Source organism: Shewanella sp. QJM3NY_23, assembly GCF_056173105.1.
In genome coordinates this window covers 747,448-765,040 of the sequence record NZ_CM149657.1, presented here as the reverse complement: position 1 = coordinate 765,040, position 17,593 = coordinate 747,448, and the positions used below count along the sequence as shown (strand labels likewise).

The 17,593-nt window shown below is 44.7% G+C and carries 18 protein-coding genes; 4 read left to right on the top strand and 14 right to left on the bottom strand.

Annotated elements, in window-relative coordinates; all coding sequences use genetic code 11:
- Window positions 1-33: 33 nt before the first annotated feature.
- Window positions 34-2,064, top strand: a complete 2,031-nt coding sequence (locus tag AC0VXX_RS03545) for a methyl-accepting chemotaxis protein (protein WP_475515936.1) — start codon at window positions 34-36, stop codon at window positions 2,062-2,064.
- Window positions 2,065-2,258: 194 nt separating this feature from the next.
- Here the strand turns inward: AC0VXX_RS03545 and AC0VXX_RS03540 are convergent, their stop codons facing one another.
- The 7 genes from AC0VXX_RS03540 to rplU form a co-directional block, all read right to left on the bottom strand.
- Window positions 2,259-2,645 carry a DUF3718 domain-containing protein gene (locus AC0VXX_RS03540; protein ID WP_475515935.1) on the bottom strand — a complete coding sequence of 129 codons (387 nt, stop codon included), beginning with the start codon at window positions 2,643-2,645 and terminating at the stop codon, window positions 2,259-2,261.
- Between the two features lie 87 nt (window positions 2,646-2,732).
- The gene (gene folA, locus AC0VXX_RS03535; protein WP_475515934.1) at window positions 2,733-3,215 is read right to left on the bottom strand and encodes a type 3 dihydrofolate reductase; all 483 of its coding nucleotides are present in this window, start codon (window positions 3,213-3,215) and stop codon (window positions 2,733-2,735) included.
- A 53-nt stretch (window positions 3,216-3,268) separates the two neighbouring features.
- Complete coding sequence (locus AC0VXX_RS03530) at window positions 3,269-3,739, bottom strand: threonine/serine exporter family protein (protein WP_110455963.1); 471 nt, start codon at window positions 3,737-3,739, stop codon at window positions 3,269-3,271.
- Window positions 3,736-4,497: a threonine/serine exporter family protein gene (locus tag AC0VXX_RS03525; protein WP_475515933.1), complete on the bottom strand. Its 762-nt coding sequence runs from the start codon at window positions 4,495-4,497 to the stop codon at window positions 3,736-3,738. The genes AC0VXX_RS03530 and AC0VXX_RS03525 overlap by 4 nt, the downstream gene beginning before the upstream one ends.
- A 35-nt stretch (window positions 4,498-4,532) precedes the next feature.
- Complete coding sequence (gene cgtA / locus AC0VXX_RS03520; RefSeq protein ID WP_110455961.1) at window positions 4,533-5,702, bottom strand: Obg family GTPase CgtA; 1,170 nt, start codon at window positions 5,700-5,702, stop codon at window positions 4,533-4,535.
- Window positions 5,703-5,922: 220 nt separating this feature from the next.
- Window positions 5,923-6,177, bottom strand: coding sequence for a 50S ribosomal protein L27 (gene rpmA / locus AC0VXX_RS03515; protein ID WP_007650346.1), 255 nt, complete (start codon window positions 6,175-6,177; stop codon window positions 5,923-5,925).
- A 14-nt stretch (window positions 6,178-6,191) separates the two neighbouring features.
- Window positions 6,192-6,503 (bottom strand): 50S ribosomal protein L21, encoded by a 312-nt coding sequence (gene rplU, locus AC0VXX_RS03510; RefSeq protein ID WP_033537952.1) that lies wholly within the window; start codon window positions 6,501-6,503, stop codon window positions 6,192-6,194.
- 275 nt (window positions 6,504-6,778) lie between these two features.
- Here rplU and ispB point away from each other — a divergent pair, with 275 nt between their 5' ends.
- Window positions 6,779-7,750: an octaprenyl diphosphate synthase gene (gene ispB / locus AC0VXX_RS03505; RefSeq protein ID WP_475515932.1), complete on the top strand. Its 972-nt coding sequence runs from the start codon at window positions 6,779-6,781 to the stop codon at window positions 7,748-7,750.
- A gap of 106 nt (window positions 7,751-7,856) precedes the next feature.
- Here ispB and mdh read toward each other — a convergent pair whose 3' ends face one another.
- Complete coding sequence (gene mdh / locus AC0VXX_RS03500; RefSeq protein ID WP_475515931.1) at window positions 7,857-8,792, bottom strand: malate dehydrogenase; 936 nt, start codon at window positions 8,790-8,792, stop codon at window positions 7,857-7,859.
- 375 nt (window positions 8,793-9,167) lie between these two features.
- Here mdh and argR point away from each other — a divergent pair, with 375 nt between their 5' ends.
- Entirely contained in the window at window positions 9,168-9,638 is a 471-nt protein-coding gene (gene argR / locus AC0VXX_RS03495; protein ID WP_110455958.1) for a transcriptional regulator ArgR, read from the top strand.
- Window positions 9,639-10,079: 441 nt separating this feature from the next.
- On the opposite strand, the gene AC0VXX_RS03490 is transcribed toward argR, so the two are convergent.
- The 4 genes from AC0VXX_RS03490 to AC0VXX_RS03475 all read right to left on the bottom strand — a co-directional run bounded on the left by AC0VXX_RS03490 (window position 10,080) and on the right by AC0VXX_RS03475 (window position 15,033).
- Window positions 10,080-11,027: a Dyp-type peroxidase gene (locus AC0VXX_RS03490; protein WP_475515930.1), complete on the bottom strand. Its 948-nt coding sequence runs from the start codon at window positions 11,025-11,027 to the stop codon at window positions 10,080-10,082.
- Between the two features lie 156 nt (window positions 11,028-11,183).
- Entirely contained in the window at window positions 11,184-12,224 is a 1,041-nt protein-coding gene (locus AC0VXX_RS03485; RefSeq protein WP_475515929.1) for an ABC transporter ATP-binding protein, read from the bottom strand.
- Window positions 12,225-13,856, bottom strand: a complete 1,632-nt coding sequence (locus tag AC0VXX_RS03480; RefSeq protein WP_475515928.1) for an ABC transporter permease — start codon at window positions 13,854-13,856, stop codon at window positions 12,225-12,227.
- 169 nt (window positions 13,857-14,025) lie between these two features.
- Entirely contained in the window at window positions 14,026-15,033 is a 1,008-nt protein-coding gene (locus tag AC0VXX_RS03475; protein WP_475515927.1) for a Fe(3+) ABC transporter substrate-binding protein, read from the bottom strand.
- Window positions 15,034-15,229: 196 nt separating this feature from the next.
- Here AC0VXX_RS03475 and AC0VXX_RS03470 point away from each other — a divergent pair, with 196 nt between their 5' ends.
- Window positions 15,230-15,688 (top strand): hypothetical protein, encoded by a 459-nt coding sequence (locus AC0VXX_RS03470; RefSeq protein WP_475515926.1) that lies wholly within the window; start codon window positions 15,230-15,232, stop codon window positions 15,686-15,688.
- 304 nt (window positions 15,689-15,992) lie between these two features.
- Here the strand turns inward: AC0VXX_RS03470 and AC0VXX_RS03465 are convergent, their stop codons facing one another.
- Both AC0VXX_RS03465 and AC0VXX_RS03460 read right to left on the bottom strand, forming a co-directional pair.
- Window positions 15,993-16,733, bottom strand: coding sequence for a ferredoxin--NADP reductase (locus tag AC0VXX_RS03465; protein WP_475515925.1), 741 nt, complete (start codon window positions 16,731-16,733; stop codon window positions 15,993-15,995).
- A gap of 140 nt (window positions 16,734-16,873) precedes the next feature.
- Window positions 16,874-17,455 (bottom strand): DUF5610 domain-containing protein, encoded by a 582-nt coding sequence (locus AC0VXX_RS03460; protein WP_475515924.1) that lies wholly within the window; start codon window positions 17,453-17,455, stop codon window positions 16,874-16,876.
- Window positions 17,456-17,593 lie beyond the last annotated feature (138 nt).

Sequence of the window (17,593 nt, the reverse complement as noted above, 5' to 3'; positions counted from 1 at the left end):
TTAGGGATATAACAACAAAAAATGGAGTCCCCTATGAAATTAAACGTCGCTACAAGAGTGATTGGTGGATTCAGCGTTGTAACTTTATTGCTAATCACATTAGGCGTTGCATCGTTAATCACCAATAACAATATCAAGAGCAGCACATTAATACTGCAAGAGCTAAGCCTTCCCGCACTTGAAAGTAGTAACCACCTTACACAAAGCCTTGCCCTGCAAGAAAAACAACTATTAGTGGCTTACCACAGTACTCACTCGGCACAATTACCCCAGATCCAAGCAAAGTTTGCCGATGACTCAAAAGCATTTATCAGCGAGCTAAGTAACTTACAAACCATTATTCAAGGGCACCAACAGGGACAAGGACTCGATACGCAAATTTCAGCGCTTAAAAATAGCTATCAAGCTTTTGAAGATGACAGTCAAAAAATGATTTCGGCGCGTTTACAGTCGCTACAAACTCAAGAAGCTTTACTTGCTAAGCTCGACGATCTGGAAATAGCCGCCGATGATACCGCCTCATTGCTGCTAGATCTTATCGATCTGGAGATCAGCGAAGATCCTACCGAGCGTGAAATAGCCGCCACCGCCAGCAATATCGATAACAGCTTTAGTAACCTCATCACCAGCAGTTATGATCTGGTTAATACCAAAGGCAAATCTAAATATGACACCATTACCAAAGAGTTAGGTTATATTTTAAGCGATGCCAGCAACAAATTAGCCTATGTCAGTCGACACTGGGAAGGCGTTATCGATCAGCAGATGCTCGACAATATTAACCAAGAGGCAGCAAAAGTCCTTGTTATGCTTGATGGCCCCAATGCCATCCAAGTACAAAAAGGAAAACAACTCGACTTTGACATGGCTGCGACCGATCTATTAAGTAAAGTAGAAACCGACGTCGATGCAGTAAATAAAAGCATGAGTAGTCTGAATAAGTCGATTGAGAACATCTCACAAACCATCAGCAACAATGCAATAAATGATATCGATAGCGCCAGCTATAGCACCATGGCACTGGTTGTGATTGCGATTATTGTCGCTATCATGGTGAGTATTGCGGTGATCCGTCCACTGACACGCTCATTAGGCGAAGTCAATAATGCACTCGATATTCTAGCATCAGGCAACCTCACCCATAAATTGGATGATTCGGGCCATGATGAATTTTCCGAGTTATCGCGCAACTGTAATCGCTTGGTCGATAGTTTACGTACTCTTATTCAAGGCATTTTGGATAGATCTAATCAGCTGGCCGCTGCGGCAGAGCAGACATCGGCCATCACAGCGCAAACCACTGCAGGAATTCAGGAGCAGAAAAATCAGGTCGATCAGGTCGCTGCGGCGACGACGCAGTTAAGCTCTAGTGCTATGCAAGTCACCAGCAGTGCCGATGAGGCCCTTAGCCAAATTAAAAATGCCGATGAAGAAGCTCAGCATATGCGTACCATTGCCGATGACAATAAGCGTACAATTTTAGCCTTAGCTGATGAAGTAACCAAAGCCGGGCAGGTGATCAATAAACTGCATTCTGACAGCGCCGCAATTGGCTCGATATTAGATGTGATCCGCGGTATTGCAGAACAAACTAACTTACTGGCATTAAACGCCGCTATCGAGGCCGCACGAGCTGGCGAACAGGGCCGAGGCTTTGCAGTGGTCGCCGATGAGGTTCGCAGCCTAGCCTCGCGCACACAAGACTCGACTCAAGAAATCCAGCAGATGATTGAAGTATTACAGCAAGGTGCGCAGCAAGCAGTATCTGTGATGGAGCTTGGACGAGAGCAAGCCAGCCATTGTGTTGAGAAAACAGAACAAGCTAATCTAGCGCTCGAAAGCATTAATCATGCAGTGCACCGTGCCCATGATTCAGGCACCCATATTGCTAATGCAGCGCAAGAACAAAACATCGTCAGCCAACAGGTGTCTGAGAAGCTTGAGCATATCGCAGCAATCTCAGAAGAAACCGCTATAGGTGCAGATCAAACTGCGCAGTCGAGCCATCAGGTGGCACGATTAGCCGAGGAGCTACAAGCCTCTGTAGGCGAATTTAAAGTCTAGTAGGTACCAACATGTGCTGAAGTATGATTAGCGATTCACAGAGAGACAAATAAAAGGAAAGCCTTATCCAGCACATCGAATCAAGCAATGACGTAATGAGTTTGACTGTTAGTACACATTACCCCATAAAAAAACCGGACAATTAGTCCGGTTTTTTATGGCTTGATACTTATAACTCTAGATTAGGTATAAGGTTAGCTTCCAGCAAGACGCTCTTTAATTGCAGAGGTCATCACCAACGCGCTATAACCATTAGCTTCGGCCCATTCGAGGATATTTTGTCCATCCGCCTCTTTAGCCGCTAAATCATCCGCAGAAAGACGCTTAGCGACGAATGCTCCTACGTCATTAGCGCTACTTTTCATCGCAAAGCGTAACAAACTATCACCATCGCAGGAGATATCTTGGTAGACGTTACGCAGTTTTACACGAGTCTCTTTCAGCTTTTTACGTAAGCGATTTTTATCATCCGCTTGCACGTAATTACAAATATTTGCAGCAAGTTGATCGTTGGCTTTTACTGGCACAGCATAAGATGAGGCCACTAACATCACAGCAATCGTCGTAGGTAACAGACGCATTGGGTACTCCTATAATATTTATTATTTTTTTCAATAGCATAAACGGTAACATTTACGCTAAAGACTACTCAGGATAGCACCCACAACTTAACATTTTTTTACCAAGTTGATAAAGCGATACTCTAAACCTTTCTCATTCGTATGCGCTTCAGTGGTCACTCGTTCCCACGACCCATCGTCCCAATCAGGAAAAAACGTATCGCCTTCAACATCAAGATTAATCTCAGTCAAATAAAGTTTGTCGGCTCTAGGCAGTAGCGCCTGATACAACTGGCCACCACCAATGACAACGAGCTCATCGCACTCACCAGCCGCTTGCAGCGCAGCCTCAAATGAAGTTACACAAGTGACCCCCTCAATGGTGAGACCGGCCTGACGGCTAATGACAATGTTGTGACGCCCCGGTAACGGACGACCGATAGATTCGTAGGTCTTACGCCCCATCACCACAGGTTTACCTATGGTCATAGCCTTAAAGTGGCGCAGATCTTCAGGCAGATGCCATGGCATCTGATTGTCTTTTCCAATGACGCGGTTATTGGCCATCGCGGCAATCATAGCAATTTTCATAGTAGCTCCAACGGTCTAGGCCGCTTCAATTAGAACGGATTAAATCAACAGGGTTAAATGACAGGACGGGTGCGAAAATAGAGTAGACTGGGCATCGCCAAGCCAACCGACAGCGCACCGAGTATAAATACCGTTTTTAACCCATTGCTGATCACTTCAGCAGTCAACTCGGGGCTCACCTGCGACTGGGCAGACAGTTGCACTAACGCAATGACGGTATTGTAGGCATAAGTCCCAGGTATCATAGGTATGATAGCCGCTACAGCATACATTAAAGGCGGCGCAAGATGACGTTTGGCAAAGCTAATCGTCAATACGCCGACCAATGCAGCCGCCACGAACGTGGCCCATTCAATAGGCAAGTTAATATGTAATAACAAGGTTCTGACGCTGTGGCCCGTTGCGCCGGCTAACGCACAATAAGGTAAAAAGCGTTTAGGCACGTTAAATACCATGGCAAAACCTACCGCGGGTATCGATGAAAATAACGCATCGTTTGCTAATTTGAGTAAGAGTTCGATCAAAGGAATAACCCACCTAATTGCATCGCGATAGTAATGCCAATCACCGAGGAGACAGTCAATAAAGTGGCATGGCCCCAACGCGAGATCCCCACGTTAAGGTGTCCCTTAACCATATCTGAAATCGCATTAATCATCGGAAAGCCTGGCACCAACATCAACACACTCGCTGCCATAGGTAACTTAGGTGTACTGGTGAGATCAAAGTGATAGCCCATTTGCGCCACTAAGGTTGTCACAAAGGCGGTGACGGCAAAGTTCACCAATAAATTGAAATGACGCTTGGCAATGGCTAAGCGCACAAACATCCCCAACGAAGCGGCAAAGATGGTGATTATTATCGCTACCATATCGCCACCAAATAGGTGACAAAAACTGCCACAGGATAAGCCAATCATGGGGATTAAATAGCGCTTAGGATAGCTTTTAGGTCGTATACGTGACACACGCTTACGCACTTCATTTAAGCCGTATATGCCCTTCTCAGTTAATAAACAGATGCGCTGTAGTTCGCAGATAATGGTCATATTAATGCCATGTTCGCGAATTCGACGCGTAGTGGTAATACACCGTCCATGAACTAAGCTGGTTAGCACGAGGGAATTAGAGGAGATAGAGATTTCAACACTGGCCAAACCTAATGCCAAACCAAGGCGCTGGCTGATCTCTTCAATGAGTTCAGATTCAGCGCCATAGGCTAGCAAAAGTTGGGCAACCCGGACAACTTGCCGAGTAATATCATTTTGAGTATCTGCGTACACGTGGTTCTCAGAATGAAAGCGATAATAAGCTAAGCTTACCTTTGATAGATGATCTCAACATCATAATCATCATCGTCAAAGTCATCATCATCCAAGTCATCGCCATCATAATCTTCGTTGACAACATCTTGAGTCTGTTGATGATAATTATCCCACTTGAATTCAACTTCAGCATCAGGATCCGCTTCTACCTCTTCTGGTAGCGCAGCAATAAAGTCCATCAACTTCAAGCTAAGTTCTTGGGTACCTTCGCGGTTATACGCAGAGATAGTAAAGACTTCGCCTTTCCAATCTAACTCTTTAACAATTCGCTCTACTCGCTCTTGAATCTCTTCTTCAAGGAGCAGATCAGTCTTGTTAAACACTAACCAACGTGGCTTACTTGCCAGCAATGGAGAATGCTTTTCAAGCTCGGCCACAATAGCACGGGCTGAATCAACAGGGTCGCTGCCATCGATAGGATCAATATCCAAAATGTGCAGCAGCACTCGGCAACGCTCGAGGTGCTTCAAGAAGCGAATACCCAAACCTGCACCTTCTGCAGCGCCCTCAATTAAGCCGGGAATATCCGCAATCACAAAACTTTGCCCATGACGTGGCGTCACCACACCAAGGTTAGGCACTAACGTGGTAAATGGATAATCAGCGACTTTAGGCTTAGCACGAGACACGGCACGAATAAAGGTTGATTTACCCGCATTTGGCATACCCAGTAAGCCTACATCGGCGAGTAGCATTAGCTCTAAGCGCAAGCTACGTACTTCACCTGGTGTACCAAGAGTCTTCTGCCTTGGCGCACGGTTGGTACTGCTCTTAAAGCGCGTATTACCTAGGCCGTGGAAGCCGCCTTTTGCCACCAGCAGTTTTTGCCCATGGGTCTTGAGATCGCCTAATGCCTCTTGGGTCTCTTCATCAATGGCGCGCGTCCCGACAGGCACCTTAAGGATAAGATCTTGACCACTGTGGCCAGTACAATCACGACCGCGACCATTTTTACCACGCTCGGCAAAATGAAAGCGCTCGAAGCGGTAGTCGATCAGGGTGTTAAGGTTTTCATCTGCTTGCAGATAAACACTACCACCATCACCACCATCACCACCGTCTGGGCCACCATCAGGCACATATTTTTCACGTCTAAAACTGACGCAACCACTACCACCATCACCAGCTTCAACTCTGATCACAGCTTCATCGACAAACTTCATACCAACTCCAGGCACCACACAATAGACCGATTATACTGCCAATCTAATCGTACCGCCAAAAAACAATTTCTATATTGAACTTCAAACGAGATTCACAGGTTTGAAGCTGCAATGTGTTACTGGTGCTGGAGCAGCGTAACCGGCTCATTTCACCAGATTTATAAACAATAAAGCCCTACCAGAGGCAGGGCTTTATAAACTATCTTAGGTGGACTAAGAGTTAAGCTTCGATGCTAATGAACTTACGGTTATTAGGACCTTTAACTTCAAACTTAACTTTACCATCAGTTAGTGCAAATAGAGTATGGTCACGACCAATACCTACGTTAACACCTGCGTGGAATTTAGTACCACGTTGACGAACAATGATGTTACCAGCAAGAACTGATTCACCACCGAAACGCTTAACACCAAGACGTTTACTTTCTGAATCGCGGCCGTTACGAGTAGAACCGCCAGCTTTTTTATGTGCCATGAGTTAGACTCCTATTAAGCGTTGATAGCAGTAATTTTAACTTCGGTGAACCACTGACGGTGGCCCATCTTCTTATCGTGGTGCTTACGACGACGGAACTTAACGATAGTTACCTTTTCGCCACGGCCATGGCTGACAACTTCAGCAACAACCTTACCACCTTCAACTAAAGGTGCACCAACATGTACAGTCTCACCATCAGCAACCAAAAGAACTTGGTCAAATTCGATAGTTTCGCCTGTAGCGACTTCTAATTTTTCTAGACGAACTGTATGGCCTTCAGCAACACGGTGCTGCTTACCACCACTTTGAAAAACAGCGTACATAGCTATTTTACTCCGATATTTCAAGCACGCAGACCTTTTAATGTTAGGCTGGGCGCTATAAAAGCTTTAATGACAATGGTCGCGGAGTTTACGCTAAGTTGATTAGGCTGACAAGCCCTAATTCACTTTGATCAAAAAAAGATCGGAATTACTCTCACATTAGTCTTCTAATAATGTCTTACTCGACATTTTTAGGTAGAATCTCAATACTATAACATTTTTGCCTTAATTTGGGCTGCCTGAATTACGTAATACCACTAGAAGTAGAGCCTAATATGGATTTGAACGCCATTCGTCAGCTGGCTGATGCTGATATGAAAGCCGTCGACCAACTGATCTATAAACAGTTGGAGTCAGATGTAGCCCTAATAAACCAACTTGGATTCTATATTATCAACGGCGGGGGCAAGAGAATGCGCCCACTGCTGTCCATTCTGGCCGCCCGTGCGATTGCCTATGAAGGCAAAGCTCATATCAAGCTTGCCGCAATCGTTGAATTTATTCATACCGCTTCATTACTGCATGATGACGTGGTAGATGAGTCAATGCTAAGACGTGGTCGAGAGACAGCTAATGCGCTTTTTGGCAACAGTGCGAGCGTGTTAGTGGGCGATTTCTTATATACTCGCTCGTTTCAAATGATGACCGAGCTGGGTAGCATGCAAGTATTAGAAGTACTGGCCGATGCCACCAACGTGTTAGCCGAAGGCGAAGTGTTACAGCTAATGAACTGTAACGACCCTGACACCACGGAAGAAAGCTATATGCGTGTCATCTACTGCAAAACAGCAAAACTGTTTGAAGCTGCGACCCGTTTAGCAGGGGTATTAGCTGATAGCAGTATTGAGGTGCAAACCGCATTAGCTGACTATGGTAAATTTTTGGGCACGGCATTCCAGCTCACCGATGATTTATTAGACTATACCGCCGAAACCGAAGAGCTAGGTAAGAATATTGGGGATGATTTGGCCGAAGGCAAGCCAACGTTACCGCTTATCTATGCCATAGCTAATGGTACTGATGAAGAGCAAGCTTTAATTCGTCAAGCGATTGAGCAAGGAGATGGCTCAGGTCATATTGAGACGATTCTCAATGCGCTCAAGCAATGTGGCGCTCTCAAATATACTGAACAAAGAGCGCTAGAAGAGGCTGATAAGGCCATTAGCGCCTTAGAAGTACTCCCCGAGAGTGACTACAAGCAAGCGCTAATATCGCTCGCTAGAATCGCCGTTGCGCGTAATCACTAATACGACCTTTAGTGATAATAAAAAAAATGGAGCCTGAAGGCTCCATTTTTTTATCTACTTAAATACTTACTTAATACTTACTTAACACTTACCTAACAAGTAGTGCTTACTTAACAAACTCAACACCTAGCTTGATGTCAGCTTTTAAGGTATCTAGCATGGCATCACGCGCATTGGCTTCAAACTCACTTACTTCACCGTAAGCCAGCACTTGCTCAACGCCGTTCTTACCAAGTAGGATTGGCTGTGCGAAAAACGCTGCATGCTCGCTGCCGCCATCAACATAGGCACATTCCACAACATTGGCTTCACCTTGCAGACCGCGAACCAATGAAAGACCAAAACGACACGCCGCCTGCCCCATAGAAAGTGTTGCACTACCGCCACCGGCTTTAGCTTCAACGACTTCGGTACCCGCGTTTTGAATGCGTGTAGTCAAAGCTGCGACTTCTTCATCGCTAAAGGTCACACCTTCAACTTGAGACAGCAGAGGAAGAATGGTCACACCGCTGTGACCACCGATGACATTGACTTTTACATCAGCAACATCTAAGCCTTTAGCTTCGGCCACGAAGGTTTCAGAGCGAATAACATCAAGGGTGGTTACACCAAATAAACGATTCTTATCATATACGCCTGCAGCCTTTAGAACTTCAGCTGCAATTGCCACTGTCGTATTAACTGGGTTGGTAATAATACCGATAAGCGCCTTAGGACAAGTTGCCGCACACTTTTCGACTAGGTTTCTAACGATCCCCGCATTGATATTAAATAGATCTGAGCGATCCATACCAGGCTTACGCGCAACACCTGCAGAAATAAGTACCACATCAGCGCCTTCTAGTGCTGGTGTTGGGTCTTCACCCGCAAATCCTTTGACTTCAACCGCTGTAGGGATGTGGCTCAAGTCAACCGCAACACCAGGGGTCACTGGCGCGATATCGTAAAGGGATAATTTAGAGCCGGCAGGCAATTGAGTTTTAAGCAGTAGAGCAAGAGCCTGGCCAATACCACCAGCGGCACCAAGTACAGCAACTTTCATAGTTATCTCCGTTAATTCTTGGTTATTATGTGACATAGATCTAAATTCACAGATGGCGCAACATTACTGCAATCACATCAATAATTCAATTATCCCTTAGTCGTGTAGCAAGATATTTTATAAATAACCTCGAAAAGTGCATGTATTAGCGGTTAATTGATAACCGTTTGACTTAACACACATAGATGCAGCCGCCACCTTTATCATCATTAATAATGCTAAATGAAAAGGATACCTATCGCTGCGGCCTCGATACTTACATGATCACCAGCAATAATGAGTGAATGTTTATTCATCTACAACGAGTAAGGCTTGACTTGCTTTGCATAGCTATTCACAATGAGCCAATTTTACGAATAAAAGAATGCCAAATTTATGCAAGCCAATAAAAACCAAGAAGAACTCGTTAAGACCTTTAAGGCTATTTTAAAAGAGGAACGCTTTGGCTCTCAGAGCGAAATCGTCAATGCGCTTCAAGCCGAAGGTTATAACAATATTAACCAATCGAAAGTCTCGCGCATGCTAAGTAAGTTTGGCGCGGTGCGTACACGTAATGCTAAACAAGAGATGGTTTACTGCCTCCCTGCAGAACTAGGTGTGCCTACGGCTGGCAGCCCATTGAAAAACCTCGTACTTGATGTCGACCATAATCAATCTATGATTGTGGTGAGAACCAGCCCTGGAGCTGCGCAGTTAATCGCTAGACTGCTGGATTCTATAGGTAAACCAGAGGGAATATTGGGCACCATTGCTGGTGATGACACGATTTTTATCTGCCCGTCTAATATTCAAGAAGTTGGTAAAACGTTCAACACAATAAAGTCATTATTTAACTATACCGATTAATTCGTTATATGCGTTTTATAGCACGCTAGCTCAAGGAATCAATAGCCTCTATTTTGGCAGTTAAATGACAGATTCTGGATCAAGACTAATTACGATTTACTGAAAAATAGGCGCCAATGGCGTCTTTTTTATGCCAAAACACTGGCTCCAATTTAGCCGTTAATGATCAATCAAAGCCAGTGTCACTTAAAATCATATAAAAATGCCGACAAGTTTCTCTTGTCGGCATTTAATCAGCATGCAAGATTTTATCGCTTTTGATGCTTAACCAGTCTGCTAAAAAGACTTGGTAAAGCCGATTAAGGCGAATTTTATTGCAGCATGCTTTTGATGGCTACTCATTTTGCGCACCAGTTTGAACCACTGCGCGATAAAAAAGAGTCAACAGACTTGGGGGACTGTAGTTAATCAATGGCGCAACGAACAATAGGTTGCCGCTATTCACTCGTCACTTTCGGTGGCTGCATTTTGCATAAAATCTAGCGAAGGAGCAAAAAAAGCCGATCCCGTCAGTGCTTGAGTAAAGTGCATTAAGTGATCATGGTTACCAGCACCATCACCGTGGATCATGCTGTGGAGCATTTTTTCAAAATGCTCAGAATTACGACACAGGGCGATAAACATCAACCCCTGCTCTTTCATTGAGCCATAAGGCATACTCTGCCTTAAGATCTCCATCGAACGCCCTTGGCTATCTTTCAGATTAACCCGCTTAGTATGGCTGGTTAGAGGCTTATCCTGCGAGGCATATTCGATATTATCGATTTTAGTTCTACCTATGATATCTTCTTGCTTTTTCTGAGGAAGTCGATTCCATTTACTCAGGTTGTGCGCGTATTTTTGCACATGCACATAACTACCAGAACGGAAGGTTGCATCTTCATCCCCAACTAAGGCGACCTCTTGGCGGTGACGCCCTTTGGGGTTTTCAGTACCATCGACAAAGCCGGTAAGATCCCGCGCATCCATAAACTGAAAACCACGTTCCTCATCGACCAGCTCAACTAAACCTTCAAACATCTGGCACACTTCATTAGCCACCAAGTGCAAGATATCATAACGGTCACACCGCAGATGAATAAAGAGATCATACTCATGTGCAGGGGCATCTCGATTATCGGCATTCATCGCCGGAAACGGTTTCAATTGAGCTGGACGAGACTGGGGGTATAAGCTGTCCCAGTAATTAGCACCAATCGCGACAAAACCATTAAAGGCGCTATCGGCATATTGATCCGATAACTCATAAATGTACTGCGCAACATTGGCTACACAAGGACGTAATTGTGATTCCACACCGTCCTCGGCATTAAACATCAAATATACGCTATGCAAATTTCCTTCGGCACACACACCTAACTGTTCACGTGGCATAACCTGACTATCCATATAGACCCTACCTTTGTCAGTTTCAATTTCGGCCATATTGTCCAAAACTTTAGCGATAAATAGTACTACACAACCCACAAACCGTTAAAAAGAAACCATATTAATAGCTAGATTAACGTTTATTAACCAGAACAACCACTGCGAGTTATAAATATGTTACTCAGGATGTGACAATAAGACCAACGAATGCGGCAATACCTCTAATTGAACCCGTTGACCAAGCGCTAAATCGTTTTTTGCACTGCGAACATCATAACGTTGTGCACCGACCAAGACTCGATAATGACAATTACAGCCTAAAAAACGTCGTTCGATTATCATGCCATCCCCCTGCTCATTGGCATGAATATCGATTTGCTCTGGTCGCAACAAAAGTTCGCCACTATGCCCCACATCAAACAACATAGGCGCAGTGCTGACAATCTCTCCGAGTGGCGTAGAGAGTGTAAAACCGTCAACCACTTGAGCGGCAAGATAATTACCTTCGCCTAAAAATTCAGCGACATATTTATCGGCAGGGGCACTGTAAAGGGATTCTGCACAACCATATTGCACTATGGCACCTTGATTAAAAAGCGCTAATTTATCTGCAAATACAAAGGCTTCATCTTTACTGTGAGTCACAAAAACTGCACTGACGTTGCGCTGTTTTAAAATGCTGCGGATCTCCAGCATCATTTCATTGCGCACTTTGGCATCGATATTAGAAAAGGGCTCATCGAGCAGCAATAACTCAGGCTCATACGCCAGAGCACGGGCAATCGATACCCTCTGTTGCTGGCCGCCCGATAACTCATGTGGATAACGTTTCTCTAAGCCATCAAGTTTCACCAGAGCTAACATTTCAGTTAATCTGGATTGCCGCTCAGCGCTAGCTAATCCTTTGACCCCAAATAAAATATTTTCGGCCACCGTTAAATGGGGAAACAATGCATAATCTTGGAAAATCATCCCCACTTCTCTTTGCTCACTCGGCACAAAGTGCTCATCTCCCGACAACAACCGCTTATTAATGCTAATTCGGCCAGCAGAGATAGGTTGCAACCCAGCAATCGCCCTGAGCAGTGTGGTCTTACCGCAGCCACTTGGCCCTAACAGCGCAGCAATCTCTCCCCGCTGAATATTAAGGCTGAGCCCATTTAAAATCACCAGGCCTTGGTAATCACTATGAACATCTTCGATATTGAGTGTCGACATTTAAGTATTATGCTCCAAAGAACGGTTTAAATAGATCAGCGGAATAAGACCAACAAATACAATCACAATAGCCGCCAAAGCCCCATGTTCTAGCTGTTCATCTGATACAAACTGATATACGTAAGTGGCGAGATTTTCAAACCCGACGGGTCTGAGTAATAACGCCGCAGGCAGTTCTTTCATGCACTCGATAAACACCAACAACACACCGGCAAAAATGCCTTTTCGCAACAGAGGAAGGTGCACCTTACGCAGTAATGCGTTGGGCTTTAACCCCATAGTGATTGAAGCCATATCCAGCGTTGGGCTTATCCGCTTGTAACTGCTTTCTACACTGCCAATAGCAATGGCGACAAATCGAATTGAAAAGGCAAAAATTAACGCAAATACACTGCCGCTTAACAGCAAACCAGGCCCAGAGGCATCGAAGTAGGTGTAAATATCATTAATGGCAAAGTCCATATAAGTGAGCGGCACCAAAATCCCTATCGCCAGCACGGTACCGGGTAGCGCATATCCTGTAGACGCTAAGCGCGACGGTAATAGGTCGCTGCGCCGTGGGCTACAACGCCTAACAAACATCAGAACCACAGCAATAACTGCTGTGATCATGGCCACTAGTAACGCAATGTAAAGACTGTTAAAACTGTATTGTAAAAATTCGTCGTGCCAACTGACCTCAAAGTATTGCCAGGCGTAACTAACAAGCACAGCAAAAGGCAATAGAAAAGCCAGCACTAATAAACCAGCGCAGTATAAGGTGGCTAGCCAGGCTTTTGGTGCGGATAACGGATAACGGTCACGCTCATTAAGCTCGGCCTGTTTCTGAAACAACTTCTGCTTACGACGCGCAAAACGCTCACTGCCAATCATGCAAAAAATCACCAACAGCATAATCGCCGATAACTTAGCGGCAGCAGATAAACTGCCATAGCCTAGCCAAGTGTCATATACCGCGGTAGTCAGTGTCGGCACCGAAAAATAACTGACGGTAGCAAAGTCAGCTGCCGTTTCCATCGCGACCAGTGAAGCGCCAACGGCTAATGCGGGCCTTGCCATGGGTAAACTTAAGCGCCAAAAGCTTTGCCATGGCGAGCACCCCATTACACGAGCTGCATGTTGTAAGCTTGAGGATTGCTCCATAAATGCAGTGCGAGCTAACAAATAAATATAGGGAAACAATACTAAGGCTAACATGACTGCTGCGCCCATCAAGGTACGCACATCAGGGAAATAATAGTCTTGGGGCGATTGCCAACCAAACACGGCACGCAAAACCCGCTGAATAGGGCCTGCATAGTCGAGCAAGTCGGTATATACATAAGCCACAACATAGGCTGGCATAGCTAAAGGCAACAACAATGCCCACTGAAAAAGTTGGCGGCCCGGAAAGTCACAGCGGGCAATGCACCAAGCCGCAGGCAGTGCCAACACCACAGCGCCAATACAGACGCAAAGCATTAACGCCAGCGTATTGAAAATGTATGTGGGTAATACGGTATCGAGTAGATGGGCAAAAATAGACTCACCTGGCACAGCAGCCTGCACAATTATGGCTAACAGTGGCAGTGTTAAAATGACTGCTACCAAATAACTGATCAGTGACCAACGTCGAGCAAAACCTAAAATCATTCGTTATCTCATTTGCCTTAATCAGATAATTATCAAGGATTAACCTAAATCGAAACTTAAATAAAAACGATTATAACTTACAAAAATGTGCGCTCTGTGGCTAAAAAGCAAAATAGCCTTCTAATAAGAAGGCTATCAAAGTACCAATAGCGTTTAAGCTGCTATTTTTTTATAGATCAAACTTCACTTCATCTAATAATTTTACGGCTGCCTGATGATACTCAGCCAATTTAAAAATGGGTAACGCATCGGCTTTAAACTCGCCCCAAGAGGCGACTAACTCTGATGGTGCAACATCCACTTTAACCGGGTATTCCATATTGATTTGCGCATAAGATTGTTGCGCGGCATCACCTGACAAGTATTCCATTAATTTAACCGCGTTGTCTTTATGAGGAGCATGCTTGGCCAACGCCATTCCCGAGATATTAATGTGCGCACCACGATTGCTTTGATTAGGGAAGTTGATATTGACCGCTTCAGCCCAAGCGACTTGGTTGGGGTCTTGCAACATTTTGCCTAAATAGTAACTATTACCAATGGCAATATCACACAAGCCCTCTTTAACGGCTTGCACCTGACCACGATCATTACCTTGTGGCTTACGGGCCAAATTGGCCTTAAAACCGCTTAACCACTCTTTGGTTTCAGCTTCACCATGATGCGCGATCATTGAGGCTACCAAGGCAATATTATAGGGATGCTTACCGCTGCGAGTACAAATTTTGCCTTTATATTTAGGATCGGCAAGATCTTCATAAGTAATATCTAACGGCCCTAAGCGCTCTTTAGATGAATAAATATTTCTTACCCGCTGGGTTAACGCAAACCACTCACCGGTGGGCGAACGCATTGCCTGCGGGATATTACCCTCAAGTACATCACTTTGCACTGGGGCAACCAAACCTTTATCGGCCAACTCCATTAAGCGAGAAAAATCAGACGTCAGTACTAAGTCAACTGGAGATAAGCGCCCTTCTCTGGCAATACGTTCGGCAATACCATTTTTAGAAAAGACCACATTCACCTCAATACCAGTCTCCTTGGTAAAGTCAGTTAAAATGGGGTCAATCAAAAACGCCTGTCGATATGAGTAAATCGTTAACGTATCAGCAGCACTTGCCATTGATGTCATGCAAGCCAAACCTAGCGCAATAATGCCTTTAGTAAAGTTCATTTCAACTCTCCAGTCACAAACCGATAATGATAATGGTTATCAATTGCGACTAGGGTAATCAAAACCTCACATAACGGCAAGTTGAATTATTAAAAAAACATCCTATATCGGCAATTTTGCGCTTAGCTAATAGCAGTGACTACACTAAACAAGTAAGCGTAAAACCAGACAAGCGATAACATCACAGAGAATAAATATGCCAATCAAAATCATCGCGCTGCTCTTGGCGCTCATGCTACTGCTGTATCTGTTTAAGCACAGACTAGGTATAAGGCGAAAAAAAGTAACAAAAACAGTACGAAGAAAAACCAAAGCTAAGCCTATTAGTGAGCTCCCGCCTCTTGCTGAGCAGCAATATTCGTCAACGAATACGAATTTTCATAGTGTAGAAATTGTCAATGATGCAATGGATTGTACCAGCGCCCACTCACTGCAAGGTAAACGTTACCTTTCTGCGCAAGCGCCTATGCTTCCCCTGAAAGGATGCAGTACAACACCGTGCCGTTGTCGCTATGTTCACCATGCCGATAGACGAAAATTCGATGGGGAGCGGCGGTTACAATTTGGTGTCAGTCATGAACTTTACGGAACCTTTGGTGAACAAAACCGAAGAAGCTTCAAGCGTAACGGCCGCCGCCAATCCGACCAACTGTAACACTGGCGTACAGTTGACCTACTTGCAACGAGTAAAGCCGCATACTGAGTGGCGCGATAAACCAAAGTATTAATACTGAGAAAAACACGACAAACCCAAATATAGTCAATTTAAAACAGATACTTAATATAATAATGGAGAGCTTGCGCAGTTAAGAAAGGACGATACCATTACAGCAACCGTCATTGCTCTTTAGGTCAATCAATCTTAATGCAAGTCGCCTTAAAGCGAGGATACGTTATCTACTGGTTCCACTTTATTCGACTAAATGATGGCCCTCAAGGCAGTTGCCATCAAAGCCTTGTTACCAGTATTTTTCAACCGTGATTTGACCAGGCGCTCGGCGTAAATTAGTGGCTAAACCACGCTCTTTAAGCTGTTGAGTCAGGCTTTTAATCATCTCAGGGTGACCACAAATCATCACTTGAGCATCTTTTGGGGTTAATTGAAGTCCTACTTGCGCCTCAATAACGCCTGCAGCCATGGCATCAGGTATACGGCTATCTATGGTGCCAACGCCTTTTTCACGAGTCACAGAGGTGACGAGTTCAAACTGCTGCGGATAGGTTAACTCAAGCTGCTGTAACTCTTGGTAATAAGCTAAGTCGTTCGCCTGCCTAACCCCATAAACCAAAATCACCTTATTAAAACGTAACCAAGGTTGCTCGGTTCGCATCATAGAGATAAAAGGCCCTACAGCCGTACCAGTAGCAAACAGCCATAAATGTTGGCCTTGAGCGGGCAATTCATCTAGGGTCATAAAGCCCGTCGCTTTAGTGGAGATATCGATACTGTCGCCAACATTTAGCGTCTGTAATTGCGGAGATAACTTGCCCTCTTCTACCCTTACCGCCAGAACCTCAAGATACTGACTCGAAGGGGCATTAACCAATGAATAAGCTCGGGCCACTCTTTTATCATCGATTACTTGTGAGAGCTTAATAAACTGCCCAGCAATAAAATCACCAATATCAGCAGACAGCTTCAACGTAAATAATCGTTCGTTCCAATCTATACGCTCTACCACGTATGCCTGTTGCCACATTCGCGCCCCCTTTGAGAGTTTAATCAAGGTCGATAAACACCATCATTGAGGTTATTGAGAATAGAGTCAAGGTAACATCTTAAGCCGCGTAAATCGTGCCCCCCTTAAATAAGTCACGACAGCGATTAAACTGCAACCCCTTATACAGGCTCAACTTCTGGATTAAAACTGTCACGAAATGCTTGTAATCCTTGCTGCACCAAAGAATAGGTTTGCTCCACACCATCGGCAATATCCCCTTCAAGGACTTTTAAACCAGACAGAATATCTTTAGCTTCATCAAACCCCTGATCAATCGCGCCGCCAATAATCTCCATAAATGAGTTCAGCTGTTCGTCAAAGGTCATATTACTGTTTTGCTCTTGATGTACGCTAAAAAACTGCGTAGCAAAGCTAACTATGCGCTCAGCTGTCGCTTCTGCTGAGGTATCAACACCTTGCTCAACCGCCGTTTCAATCGCCCGTTGCCCCATACTGGGGGCAAGATGCTCATTTATTGAGGCTATTGCCGCCTTATAGAGTAACCGCATAGGTTCATTAGCTGAACTGAGATTCACTGCTTGTTGTGCTGACAAAATGGCAGTATTCATTAGCTGTTTGCTGGTTGCCTGGGCGGTGTTAGTGTTAGCCACATCCGCCACCTGCTGGCCGTGATTCGTATTGGTTTCTGATTTATTACGTGCCGTTTCTGACACGGCGGTGCCATGATTATTGATCTGCATAACTGCCTCTCTAAGCGATAATGACTCTTTGGCCTAACTTCTATTATCGACCATTTTTCGAACAGCTTTAGCTTTTATCCCTACCTTTATCCAGCTTTGCTATATGACGCCTTAAAATGTATCAAGATGATACGCTTT